Below are 12,069 nucleotides of genomic sequence, written 5' to 3'. Positions count from 1 at the left end.
GTGTGCCGTCCCTGCGAACCCTATGAGGCTCGCACCACCCCCGGAGGAAGACGCGAGCGCCCCCCACTCAACCTGACAGCCGCCCGCTTCTCGACCCGGGGAGCGAGAAGGATCACAGAGCGCGGGTGGGGGAACGGCACGCGGCGCGCGCATGTCCCCTGCGTGTACGCCATTTTGGTGCACAGTGCAACGAAAAGCATACCGGGCGTAAACGGCGCATCAGCGCCTATGGTCGCTTTTCCGCCCGTGGCCGAGTGCCGTGGGCTCTTTCCGGCCCGGCGACAGCGCCGCCGTGCGGGTCGTGGCGTTTCCCCCGCCTCCGTCCCCGTCCCCGTCGAAAGCAGGCGAGCGTAGTTTTGTCGGCCGCCCCCGTCGCCACTCCCCCGTTCCGGACCACCCCCGCATCCGCCGTGCCGCGTGCCCCCGGCGCGCCCACCGCCACCGATCCCGCCCTCGTCCGGCGTGCCGTCAAGGCGGCGGCGCTGGGCAACGCGATGGAGTGGTTCGACTTCGGCGTCTACAGCTACATCGCCGTGACGCTGGGCAAGGTCTTCTTCCCGTCGGGCAACCCGACCGCGCAGCTGCTCTCCACGTTCGGCGCCTTCGCGGCGGCGTTCCTGGTGCGCCCCCTGGGCGGCATGGTCTTCGGCCCGCTCGGGGACCGGGTCGGGCGGCAGAAGGTGCTCGCCGTGACGATGATCATGATGGCGGCGGGCACGTTCGCGATCGGCCTGATCCCGTCGTACGCGACGATCGGTGTCTGGGCGCCGGTGCTGCTGCTGGCCGCCCGGCTGGTGCAGGGGTTCTCCACCGGCGGTGAGTACGCGGGCGCGTCCACCTTCATCGCCGAGTACGCGCCGGACAAGCGGCGCGGGTTCCTCGGCAGCTGGCTGGAGTTCGGCACGCTCGCCGGGTACATCGGCGGCGCCGGTCTGGTGACGCTGATGACGGCTCTGCTGTCGGACGGCGACCTGATGTCGTGGGGCTGGCGCATCCCGTTCCTGATCGCGGGCCCCATGGGCATCGTCGGCCTGTACCTGCGGATGCGGCTGGAGGAGACCCCGGCGTTCGCGGCCGAGGTGGCGAAGGCGGAGACGGCGCGGGTGAAGGTGCCGCTGCGCGAGATGGTCACAGGTCAGTGGCGGGCGCTGCTGCTCTGCGTCGGCCTGGTGCTGGTCTTCAACGTCACCGACTACATGCTGCTGTCGTACATGCCGAGCTATCTGACCAGCGAACTGAAGTACGACGAGACGCACGGGCTGCTCGTGGTGCTGGGCGTGATGACGCTGATGATGGTCGTCCAGCCGTTCGCGGGCGCGCTGACCGACCGGGTCGGGCGGCGGCCGGTGATCGCGGCGGGCTGCGCGGGCTTCCTGCTGCTGTCCGTCCCGGCGCTGCTGCTGATCCGCGAGGGCAGCCTGCTCGCGGTGGCCCTGGGCATGGGTGCGCTGGGCCTGCTGCTGGTCTGCTTCACGGCGTCCATGCCGTCGGCGCTGCCGGCGCTGTTCCCGACGCGGGTGCGGTACGGCTCGCTGTCGATCGGCTTCAACGTCTCGGTGTCGCTGTTCGGCGGGACGACGCCGCTGGTGGTGACGGCGCTGATCGGGGCGACGGGCGACATGATGATGCCCGCGTACTACATGATGGCCGCGGCCGTGGTCGGCGGCGTGGCGGTGTGGTTCATGACGGAGTCGGCGGGCCGCCCGCTGCCGGGCTCGGCACCGGCGGTGGAGCAACGGCGCTGACCGCCCTTGTCTGCGAGACTGCCAGGATGATGGTCAGACTCGCCGAGGAGCGAGACTTCCCCGGCTTCCTGGGCCTGGCGGGCCAGGTGGAGCACTGGTTCGGCCCGATGGTCGAGGACGCCGGATTCCACGACGCGGTGCGCGAGCACATCCGCCGGGGCGCGGCCCTGGTCGCCGTCGCCCCGGACCCGGACACCGACGCCGGCCCGGGTGCGGGTACGGGCACGGAGCTGCTCGGTGGGCTCCTGTTCGGCACGGACACGGACGCGGACGCGCCGGTCCACCACGTCCACTGGCTGGTCGTGTCCCGGCAGGCCCGCGCGGGCGGCGTCGGCCGTGCGCTGATGCGGGACGCGATGCGCAGGTGGGTGCGGGAACCGGCCGGCATCGAGGTGGTCACCTTCGGCGCCGACCACCCCGGCGCCACCGAGAGCGGCGCCCGCGCCTTCTACGAGCGCCTCGGCTTCACCCCCGCCGAAGTCGTCGCCCCCGGCCCGGAGGGCGGCTCCCGCCAGCTCTTCCGTCGCGGGGCACAGGTCCGGCCCACACGCGGGGAACACGTCACGACGTACACGGGAGGCCCCGCATGAGCGAGTCGCAGGTCTGGGACGACGTCGACGCCTACTTCGTCACCCACCTCGCACCGGACGACGACGCCCTGGCGGCCGCCCGCCGGGAGAGCGACGCCGCCGGGCTGCCCCCGGTGAACGTCGCCGCCAACCAGGGCAAGCTCCTCCAGCTCCTCGCCCAGATCCAGGGCGCCCGCACCATCCTGGAGATCGGCACCCTGGGCGGCTACAGCACCATCTGGCTGGCCCGCGCCCTGCCCGCCGAGGGCCGCCTGGTCACGCTGGAGTACAGCGCCCGGCACGCGGAGGTCGCCACCCGCAACATCGCCCGCGCCGGACTCGACGCGCTCGTCGACGTACGGGTGGGTCCCGCGCTGGAGTCCCTGCCGAAGCTCGCCGACGAGAACCCGCCGCCCTTCGACCTGGTCTTCATCGACGCCGACAAGGGCAACAACCCGCACTACCTCGAGTGGGCCCTGAGACTCACCAGCACCGGCAGCCTGATCGTCATCGACAACGTGGTCCGCGGCGGCCGGGTGGCCGACGCCGGCGACACCGGCGACGACGTACGCGGCACCCGCGCCGCCATCGAGCTGATCGGCAGCCACCCCCGGCTCAGCGGCACCGCCCTCCAGACGGTCGGAACCAAGGGGTACGACGGGTTCGCGCTGGCGCGTGTGCTGGCCTGAGCTTCCGACCCGGGCACGGGGGGGCGGGCGGCCGACCCAGGCGCGGGGGCCGGGCCTACACCTCGTGGTAGAAGCCGACGTTGACGCTGCGCGGCTCGGCGCGGTCCTGCACCACCACCTCGCCGCTGCCGCCCCGGGGCAGCGGCACGGTGCCGCCGTACGGCAGAGCCTGCCGGTGTTCGCCGATGGTCAGCCGGACCTCGCTGGAGGGGTCCGCCTGGGAGCCGCGCAGCCAGCTCAGCCGCCAGGTGCCGTCGGCTCCGCAGCGGAACTCGAGATGGACCCGGGAGACGAACAGCCAGTCGTCCGGCGTCGACAGCCGGCACACGGACTTGTCCCTGCCCACCCGCAGCACCGCGTCCGGCTCGCTGGGCGCGTCGGCCATCTGCATGCCGGCCGTGGCGCCCGCGTCCGCCGCGGTGACGGCGGCCATGGTGAGTTCGAGCACGTGCGCTCCTTCGAGGTCCGTTGCCTTGTCGCCGCCGCATGATAGATCGACCGGTGAAGCCGTGTCCGGCGTCCGGCACAATGGGGTCATGACCGAGCGAAAGCCACCTGGCGTCGACTTCGAGTCCTGGGTCGACAAACAGATCCGTGATGCGGACGCGCGCGGCGAGTTCGCCGAACTGCCCGGCGTCGGCAAGCCCCTGCCGAGCGAGATGGACAGCACCTACGACGAACTGTGGTGGGTCAAGCGGAAGATGGCCCGCGAGGGATTCTCCGTACTGCCGCCCACGCTGGCCCTGCGCAAGGAGGCGGAGGACGCCCTGGAAGCGGCGGCGAAGGCACCGTCGGAGCGAGTGGTCCGCCGCATCGTCGAGGAGATCAACGTCAAGATCCGCGACGTCATGTTCAAGCCGCCGCCCGGCCCCCCGCTGGGTCTGAAGCCCTACGACGTCGAAGAGGTCGTACGGCAGTGGCGGGAGGGCCGGGCGGAGCGGTGACGCCCGTCGTTCACAGGCGCATCAGCCGGTCCGCCAGCTCGCGGTAGTCCCGCAGGGCCAGGCGGAGTTGCTCGGTGTCCGTGCTCGGCGTGCCCCGGTCCTTGTCGGCCTCCTGCCAGGAGGTGCGCAGGGTCCGGCGGCGGTGCGCCACGGCGTCCGCGAAGCGGGCGGCGATCTCCTCCAGGACCCGGTCGGCCTCCTCCACGGAGGCCCGCGGCGCGTCGACGAACCCGGCCACGGCGTGGTGCAGCCGCTCACCGAGTCGGTCGGACTCCCCGGGCGGGAGGAGCGAGCGGGCGGCCACCGGGGCCGTTTCGCCGGTGACACCGGGCTCGGTCGGGGTGCGGGGCTCGGTCGGGGTGCGGGGCTCGGTCGGGGTGCGGGGCTCGGTCGGGGTGCGGGGCTCGGTCGGGGTGCGGGGCTCGGTGGGGGTGCGGGGTTCGGTCGTCGCGCCGGGCCCGGCGCTCGTGCCGCGCTCCGGGATCACGCCGGGCTCGGGGGCCGCGCCGACACCGGCAGCGGTGCCGGGCTCGGCCAGGGTGCGGGCCTCGGTCGGGGTGCGGGGCTCGGTCGGGGTGCCGCGTTTGCCTGTCGTGTCGGACATTGCCTCAGCTCTCCTTCGGCCGGCGCTTGCCGAGCGACCATGTGTGGGACGTGCGGGCGGGCTGCGCGGGCGACGCGTCGGCTTCCGTACCGGCCCGCTGTCGGCCGTGGTCGTGGCGGTCCTGGCGTACCAGGGCCTCGAACAGCGCCCGGGCCTCGACGAGGGCCTCACGCATCTCCTCCGTGCCCGCACCCCCGTCCCGCGCGTCGTCCACGCGGGTGTGGGTCACGCGGTGCACGCGGCGGTAGCCCTCGACGTGGTGCGCGTGGTGCACGGACAGCGCCGTGAGCTGCTCCTCGTACTGGCCGCCGTCGGGGAAACCGCGGGCGCCGGCGAGTTCCGCGAGCAGCCGGTCCGCCTCGCCGACCGCCTCGCGCGGGGAGTCGACGAAGCGCTCCTGGACCGCGGCCCAACGCGCCTCGAAGCGCTCACGCTCGGCGGGTTCGAGGGGACGCGTGTGCAACGACCCGTGCCGCCGCACCCGTTCGGCCAGTTCGCGTTCGGCCGCCTTGGTGTCGCCGTCGTGCCGTGCCACGGCCAGGTCGTACTCGGGCCCGAAGCGCCGCTTCAGGCTTCCGCCGTGCTGGGGGCCCCGCGCGCGCAGGGCAAGGACGGCCGCGACGACGAGCACGACCGCCACGATCACGATCAAAGCGATGATCACGCCTGTGGACATGAGTGCCTTCCGGGATTGTCGGCCTGCCGTCTCTACGAGCGGGCCGGTTCGCCGTTCGTGTTGCCCCGCAGTCCGCGCTCAAACGGCGCACGGCGTGCGCCGACGGCACACCGGTGGGAAAATGCGCTTGCCCGGGATGCCGGTCCCCGGCCGACAATGCGGGTCATGACCTGGACCGTCGACCCGGAACCGTACGACTCCCCCGTCGCCGCCGCCCTCTGGCGCGCGTACTACACGGAGGTGAGCGACCGCTGGTACCGGCTCCACGAGGGCCGTGCGACCGACCCCGACGAGCTGGAGCGGGAGATCGCCGCCTACCCCGGTGCCGACCTCGTACCGCCCCGCGGACGCCTGCTGGTCGCGCGCTACGGCGGTGAACCGGCCGGCTCCTCGGGCGTCCGGCTGCTGGACCACACCACCGCCGAGCTGACCCGGGTCTTCCTGTACGGCCCGATGCGCGGCCGGGGCGGCGCCGCGCTGCTCGTGCGGGCCGCCGAGGACGCGGCACGGGCGCTCGGGGCGGAGCGCATGGTCCTGGACACGCGGGGCGACCTCGTCGAGGCCCGCGCCCTGTACGCGCGCCTCGGCTACACCGAGACCGAGGCGTACAACGAGAGTCCGTACGCGGAGCACTGGTTCGCCAAGCGGCTGCGCTCCGACCGCGACTACCGACGCCCGCGCTCCGACCGCGGATCCTGACGGCCGCGCTCCGACCGCGACTCCCGACGGCGTCGCTCAGCCTGCCCGCGCGGGCGTCCGCCCCTCGTGCGGGCGCTCCCGCTCCGAGCCGCACAGTTCCCCGGTCAGCTCCCGCACCAGCCGCACCAGGTCGGTCGGGCGGTCCGGCCCCCACCAGTCGCCGAGCAGTTCGGCAAGCGATTCCTCGCGGGCCAGCGCCAGCCGTTCGGCGACCTCGCGGCCCTGGCGGGTGAGGACCAGGTCGGGGCCCTCGCGGACGGCGAGATGCCGCTCCTCCACCTGCCGGGCCGCCGCCATCACGGCGGCCAGCGGGACCGGGCTGCGCTCGGCGAGCTGGGCCGGCTCGACCCGGCCGTACTTCCTGACCCGCAGCAGCATCCAGCTGGACGCGGGCAGCAGGTCGTAGCCCGCCCGCGCGGTGATCCTGCGGTAGATCTCCCGGCGGCCCTCCCGGGTGCCGAGCACCGACAGGGCGCGGCACACCTCGTCGTGCGAGGAGCGTTCCACCGGGTTGCTGGCCAGGGTCTGGGTGGCGTCCGGTGCCGTGACCGAGCCGCGCAGCCGGTCCTCCTTGAGCAACCAGGCCAGCAGGAAGGCGAGCAGGGCGACGGGGGCGGCGTAGAGGAAGACGTCGGTGATGGAGGAGGCGTAGGCGTGGATCGCCTCGGGGCGCAGCGCGGGCGGCAGGGCGCCGATGCCGCGCGGGTCGGCCTTGAGGGTGTCCACGGAGACGCCGGGCGGCAGGGCGGCGCCCCGGAAGGCGTCGGTGAGCTGGTCGCCGAGGCGGCTCGCGAAGATCGTGCCGAAGATGGCCACGCCGAACGACGCGCCGATGGACCGGAAGAAGGTCGCACCGGAGGTGGCGACGCCCAGGTCCTCGTAGGCGACGGCGTTCTGCACGATGAGGACGAGGACCTGCATCACCAGGCCGAGGCCCAGGCCGAAGACGAAGAAGTAGGCGCCCATCTCGGCGGTGGCGCTGTTCTCGTCGAGCTGGTGCAGCAGGAGCAGCCCGAGGGTGGTGACGGCGGTGCCCGCGACGGGGAACACCTTCCAGCGGCCGGTGCGGCTGACGATCTGCCCGGAGACGGTCGACGACAGCAGCAGGCCGAACACCATCGGCAGCATGTACACACCGGACATGGTGGGCGTGACGCCCCGCACGACCTGCAAGAACGTCGGCAGGTACGTCATCGCGCCGAACATCGCGAAGCCGATGACGAAGCTGATGACGGCGGAGAGCGTGAAGGTGCGGACGCGGAAGAGCTTGAGCGGCAGGACGGGCTCGGCCGCCCTGCGCTCCACGGCCACGAAGAGCACGGCCAGGACGACGGCGAGCACCGCGAGGCCGATGATCTGCGGGGAGCTCCAGGCCCAGGTCGTGCCGCCGAGCGAGGCCACCAGGACCAGGGAGGTGGCGACGGAGGCGATGAGGAGGGTGCCGAGGTAGTCGATGACGTGCCGGGTGGTGCGGCGCGGGATGTGCAGGACCGCGGCGATCACGGCGAGCGCGACGACGCCGATGGGCAGGTTGATGTAGAAGACCCAGCGCCAGCTCAGGTGCTCGGTGAAGACCCCGCCGAGCAGCGGCCCGAGCACACTGGTCGCACCGAAGACCGCGCCGAACAGCCCCTGGTAGCGGCCGCGTTCACGGGGTGGGACCAGGTCGCCGACGATCGCCATCGACAGCACCATCAGCCCGCCGCCGCCCAGGCCCTGGAGGGCGCGGAAGGCGATCAGCTGGCCCATGCCCTGCGCGATGCCGCACAGCGCGGAACCGACCAGGAAGATCCCGATCGCCAGCTGGAACAGCTTCTTGCGCCCGTACTGGTCGCCGAGCTTGCCCCACAGCGGGGTCGCGGCGGTGGCCGCCAGGAGGTACGCGGTGACCACCCAGGACAGGTGCTCGAGTCCGCCGAGATCACTGACGATGGTCGGCAGTGCCGTCGACACGATGGTCTGGTCGAGTGCGGCGAGCAGCATGCCGAGGAGCAGGGCTCCGATGGAGACGAGTACGCCGCTGGAGACCTGCTCCCGCTCCCCCGGTGCGGCGGGCCGCGCCGGGTCCGGCTCCGACTCCGTCGCCTCGCGCACGTCTCCGGCCATCCCGACCTCCACAGGTGTCACGGTCCATCCTGGTCGGTGTGACCAGTTATGGCCGTTTCAGTCCTCCGGGAAGCCGGTATTCCGGGGGCGTGTGCGCCGAAGTATGGAGAAGATCTGCATAATCTCTGGAGGTCGCGAGGGGGTCGCGAGGGGAGGGACGAACGCGTGGATCAGCAGAAGGAGCCGTCGCAGGACCGGCCGGCGGGGGCCGCCTGCCCGGAGTGCGGCACACCCAGGGCGGCGGACAACACCCCGTCGTGCGCCTGCGGAACCAGGGCGTCCGACGCCCTGCGCGACGCCCGCACGGCCCAGGCGGCAGCGGCGGAGGACTTCGATCCGCTGCGCATACGGCCGTACGTCGAACTGGACGGGACGGCCGGGGACCCTTCGGGCGCGCCCGACGCGTCCGACGCAGCCGGCGCGTCCGGCGAGCACCTCGTCCCGCCCGCGTCGCCCACACCGCCCGCATCCCCCGTACCGCCCGCATCCCCCGGGTCCGACCCGGACGCCACGATGACGCTGCGCGCCGTCGGCGCCGGAGCCGGTGCAGGTGCCGGTGCAGGTGCAGGTGCCGGTGCCGGTGCAGGTACCGGAGCCGCCTCCGGCAGCGACCCGCGCGACGGGGACATGGAGGCGGCCTCCGCGCTGCCGACGCCCCTGGCCCCCTCGGCCGGCTCCCCCAGCGCGCACGACCTGCGCCTGTTCGATGCCTCCGCCACCACACCCCTCCCCCGGGCGGACCCGGGCAGGGGAGGCGCGGGCGGCGACGGCGGGCCGCCGCGGAGGCGGCGCAGGGGCGTCCTGCTGAGTGCCGCCGGAGCGGTCGTGGTCGTGATCGGCGCGGCGGGCTTCGCCAGCGGCCTGTTCTCGTACGACACCCCGTCGCGGGACGGGGCGATGCCGGACGAGGTCCGGGCGAGCGTGCCGGATCCGTCGACCGGCGAGTCCTCGCCGAGTGCGGAACCGAGCGCGTCCTCCGCCTCCCCGTCGCCCTCCGCCTCCGCCTCCCCGTCCGCGTCCGCCTCCCCGTCGGCCAGTGACAGCGCCTCGGCCTCGCCGTCCCCGTCGGCGTCGGCGTCGAGCGCCTCGCCCACACCGTCCCGGTCGGCCGAGCCGTCGCAGAGCACGACGACGCCTGCGGACGACGCCCCGCAGGAGTCCGGGGACGACGACAGCCCCGACGGCGGCACGCTGAGCCGCGGGGACCAGGGCCCGGAGGTCGTCGAACTCCAGCAGCGCCTGAAGGAGAAGTGGATGTACTGGGGCGACCTCGACGGCGACTACGACCGCCAGGTCGAGGACGCCGTCCGCCAGTACCAGTGGGAGAACCGCATCCGCACCGACAGGGTCGGCGTCTACGGCCCGGACACCCGCCGCAAGCTGGAGTCGGAGACCCGGGAGCCGTAGGGGCGGCGGGCCGCTCGGCAGCCCCCGTCAAGCCCCCGTCAGCCGATGTGCAGGCGCAGCCCGCCGTCCGCGCCGGCCTCGACACGCACCCGCGTCAGGTCCTCCACGACCACGTCCGGCCCGTGGAACCCGGCGCGCGGTCCTACCCCGACGACCCGCATCCCGGCGGCGCGCCCGGCCGCGATGCCGGCGCCGGAGTCCTCGAAGACGACGCAGTCGGCGGGGGCGATGCCCAGTTCGGCGGCGCCCTTGAGGAAGCCCTCCGGGTCGGGCTTGCTCGCGCCGACCGACTCGGCGGTGACCCGGACGTCCGGCTGCGCGAGCCCGGCGGCGGCCATCCGCGCGGTGGACAGGGCCACGTCGGCCGAGGTCACCAGGGCGTGCGGCAGCCCGCGCAGCGAGGCGAGGAACTCCGCGGCGCCGGGGATCGCGACGACGCCCTCGGTGTCGGCGGTCTCCTCGGCGAGCATGCGCGCGTTGTCGGCGTGGTTGTGCTCCATGGGCCGGTCCGGCAGCAGCAGCGCCATCGAGGCGTAGCCCTGCCGTCCGTGGACGACCTTCATGACCTCGTCGCCGTCCAGTCCGTGCCGGTCGGCCCAGCGCCGCCAGACGCGGTCCACGGCGGCGTCCGAGTTGACGAGGGTGCCGTCCATGTCGAGCAGCAGGGCGCGGGCGGGCAGAACGGTGCTGGCGGTGGCCGTCATCGGCATACTCCAAGGGACAGGGAGGAAACAAGGCGGCCCCGCCCGCCGGTCAGGGAGAACGGGCGGGAGCCACTTTGTTCATCCACGGTACAAAATAGAGCGGCTTCGCGCCACCGGCACGCACCCACGCGCACCCGCCGCCGGCCGCTCAGCCGGCGATCGCCTCCCACAGGCTCCATACGCCGAGGCCCAGCATGAGCACGGCCGCGATCTTCGTGATCAGCCCCAGCGGCACCCGCTTCATCAGGGCCTTTCCACCGACGATGCCGAGCCCGGCCACCGCCCACAGCGCGAGTACCGCGCCGAGGCCGACGGAGAGCGGGTCGTCGTAACGGGCCGCGAGGTTGGCCGTCATGATCTGCGTCAGATCGCCGAACTCGGCGACCAGGATGAGCATGAAGCCCGCCCCGGCGACCTTCCAGAAGGACTGGTCCTCCGGCTTGCGGATCTCCTCGTCCTCGTCGTCCTTCTTCATCAGCAGCACGGCGGCGCCACCCAGGAACAGCACACCGGTGATCGCGTGCACGAGCTGCTGCGGCAGCAGGGTCAGGACGCTGCCGGCCGCGACCGCCAGCACGACGTGCAGCAGGAAGGCGGCGGCGACGCCCGCGAAGACGTACGAGGCGCGGTAGCGGGTGCCGAGGACGAGGCCGGCGAGGGCGGTCTTGTCGGGCAGTTCGGCGAGGAAGACGACACCGAAGACGAGCGCCGTCACGGTCAGGCTGATCAAGATTCCTCAATCGGTCGGGGCCACCCCACCGAGAGTGCTGATTGCGCGGACCTCACGATCTGCGCGACGCGCGACACCTCGGCACGGCAGCACACGGATCCACCCCTGCCGTACGGCACGGGCGTGCACTGCTTGCCGAAGGTCTCGCTGGCCCGCCTCGCGTACGAGGCCTGCCTCCGGGCGCCGGCTCAGGCGGGCTGAGCAGTATGTCGACGGTCCGGCGAAGAGCTACTCCCCTTCTGCGCCGTCCATAGTACGCGAACCTCCGGACGGCACCGAGGGCCGAAAGTCCCGCGCCGAGACCCGCCGGATCCCGCGCCGAGACCCGCCGGGTCCCACGACGAGGCCCGCCGGGTCCCACGACGGCACTCGTCAAAGTCCTGTGACGAGTCCCGTCGCACTCCTAGACGCGCCATGCACACGTCACTAACTTCTTACCGACCGCACACCTGTGCGCCATGCGGCGTCGCGAGCATTCCCCTGCCCGCGTCCCAACACCCCCACACCCCAAGGGAGTTCGCATGCCGAAGTTCTACGCGCGTCGACGGCTCGGTTTCCTCGCCGCGTTCACCGGGCTCATAGCCTCCGCCGGGCTCCTCAACGGCCCGGCCGCCTCCGCCGCCCTCCCCACCCCGGTCAGCGCCGCCACCGCCCGCACCTACCTCGCCTCCCTCACGGTGGCCACCGAGGACCGCACCGGCTACGACCGCGACCTCTTCCCGCACTGGATCACCCAGTCCGGCACCTGCAACACCCGCGAGACGATCCTCAAGCGCGACGGCACGAACGTCGTCACCGACTCCTCCTGCGCCGCCACCAGCGGCAGTTGGTACTCCCCCTACGACGGCGCCACCTGGTCCGCCTCCTCCGACGTCGACATCGACCACCTGGTGCCGCTCGCCGAGGCCTGGGACTCCGGCGCCGACTCCTGGACCACCTCGCGCCGGCAGTCCTTCGCCAACGACCTGACCCGGCCCCAGCTGCTCGCGGTCACCGACAACGTCAACCAGTCCAAGGGCGACCAGGATCCGGCCACCTGGATGCCCTCGCGCAGCGCCTACCGCTGCACGTACGTGCGCGCCTGGGTGCAGGTGAAGTACTACTACGACCTCTCGGTCGACTCGGCGGAGAAGTCCGCGCTGCAGGGCTACCTCGCCAACTGCTGACGCCCCGTACACCGTACGTTCGGCGCGGAA

General features: G+C 73.0%; 13 protein-coding genes. 7 read left to right on the top strand and 6 right to left on the bottom strand.

The genetic code is table 11. The features are described from left to right. The first annotated feature begins 356 nt into the window (after positions 1-356). Genes proP through R2E43_RS26570 form a run of 3 tightly spaced genes read left to right on the top strand, consistent with a single transcriptional unit; the run spans position 357 to position 3,003 of the window. Entirely contained in the window at positions 357-1,745 is a 1,389-nt protein-coding gene (gene proP, locus R2E43_RS26580) for a glycine betaine/L-proline transporter ProP (protein WP_189285467.1), read from the top strand. Between the two features lie 26 nt (positions 1,746-1,771). Next, complete coding sequence (locus R2E43_RS26575) at positions 1,772-2,335, top strand: GNAT family N-acetyltransferase (RefSeq protein WP_332056630.1); 564 nt, start codon at positions 1,772-1,774, stop codon at positions 2,333-2,335. Beyond that, entirely contained in the window at positions 2,332-3,003 is a 672-nt protein-coding gene (locus R2E43_RS26570; RefSeq protein ID WP_003976466.1) for an O-methyltransferase, read from the top strand. Before R2E43_RS26575 ends, R2E43_RS26570 begins: the two co-directional genes overlap by 4 nt. A 55-nt stretch (positions 3,004-3,058) precedes the next feature. On the opposite strand, the gene R2E43_RS26565 is transcribed toward R2E43_RS26570, so the two are convergent. Continuing rightward, positions 3,059-3,451 (bottom strand): FHA domain-containing protein, encoded by a 393-nt coding sequence (locus R2E43_RS26565; protein WP_016326109.1) that lies wholly within the window; start codon positions 3,449-3,451, stop codon positions 3,059-3,061. Between the two features lie 88 nt (positions 3,452-3,539). Between R2E43_RS26565 and R2E43_RS26560 the strand changes: the two genes are divergently transcribed. Then, entirely contained in the window at positions 3,540-3,947 is a 408-nt protein-coding gene (locus tag R2E43_RS26560; RefSeq protein ID WP_003976464.1) for a DnaJ family domain-containing protein, read from the top strand. 10 nt (positions 3,948-3,957) lie between these two features. Here the strand turns inward: R2E43_RS26560 and R2E43_RS26555 are convergent, their stop codons facing one another. Further along, the gene (locus tag R2E43_RS26555) at positions 3,958-4,551 is read right to left on the bottom strand and encodes a hypothetical protein (RefSeq protein WP_332056629.1); all 594 of its coding nucleotides are present in this window, start codon (positions 4,549-4,551) and stop codon (positions 3,958-3,960) included. Between the two features lie 4 nt (positions 4,552-4,555). Beyond that, the gene (locus tag R2E43_RS26550) at positions 4,556-5,227 is read right to left on the bottom strand and encodes a hypothetical protein (protein WP_003976462.1); all 672 of its coding nucleotides are present in this window, start codon (positions 5,225-5,227) and stop codon (positions 4,556-4,558) included. 165 nt (positions 5,228-5,392) lie between these two features. Here R2E43_RS26550 and R2E43_RS26545 point away from each other — a divergent pair, with 165 nt between their 5' ends. Next, on the top strand, positions 5,393-5,926 hold the full coding sequence (locus R2E43_RS26545) for a GNAT family N-acetyltransferase (protein WP_003976461.1): 534 nt from the start codon (positions 5,393-5,395) through the stop codon (positions 5,924-5,926). Positions 5,927-5,962: 36 nt separating this feature from the next. Here R2E43_RS26545 and R2E43_RS26540 read toward each other — a convergent pair whose 3' ends face one another. Next, positions 5,963-8,032: an MDR family MFS transporter gene (locus tag R2E43_RS26540; RefSeq protein ID WP_016326112.1), complete on the bottom strand. Its 2,070-nt coding sequence runs from the start codon at positions 8,030-8,032 to the stop codon at positions 5,963-5,965. A gap of 165 nt (positions 8,033-8,197) precedes the next feature. Here R2E43_RS26540 and R2E43_RS26535 point away from each other — a divergent pair, with 165 nt between their 5' ends. Beyond that, entirely contained in the window at positions 8,198-9,439 is a 1,242-nt protein-coding gene (locus R2E43_RS26535; RefSeq protein WP_161270031.1) for a peptidoglycan-binding domain-containing protein, read from the top strand. Between the two features lie 38 nt (positions 9,440-9,477). On the opposite strand, the gene R2E43_RS26530 is transcribed toward R2E43_RS26535, so the two are convergent. Then, complete coding sequence (locus tag R2E43_RS26530; protein ID WP_332056628.1) at positions 9,478-10,143, bottom strand: HAD-IA family hydrolase; 666 nt, start codon at positions 10,141-10,143, stop codon at positions 9,478-9,480. 148 nt (positions 10,144-10,291) lie between these two features. Beyond that, positions 10,292-10,873: a TMEM165/GDT1 family protein gene (locus R2E43_RS26525; protein ID WP_003976457.1), complete on the bottom strand. Its 582-nt coding sequence runs from the start codon at positions 10,871-10,873 to the stop codon at positions 10,292-10,294. Between the two features lie 521 nt (positions 10,874-11,394). Between R2E43_RS26525 and R2E43_RS26520 the strand changes: the two genes are divergently transcribed. Then, complete coding sequence (locus R2E43_RS26520) at positions 11,395-12,039, top strand: HNH endonuclease family protein (protein ID WP_003976456.1); 645 nt, start codon at positions 11,395-11,397, stop codon at positions 12,037-12,039. Positions 12,040-12,069 lie beyond the last annotated feature (30 nt).

This window comes from Streptomyces violaceoruber (assembly GCF_033406955.1).
GTDB lineage: Bacteria > Actinomycetota > Actinomycetes > Streptomycetales > Streptomycetaceae > Streptomyces > Streptomyces violaceoruber.
The sequence above is the reverse complement of the archived record's forward strand: the minus strand, read 5'-3'. Positions and strand labels throughout refer to the sequence as shown.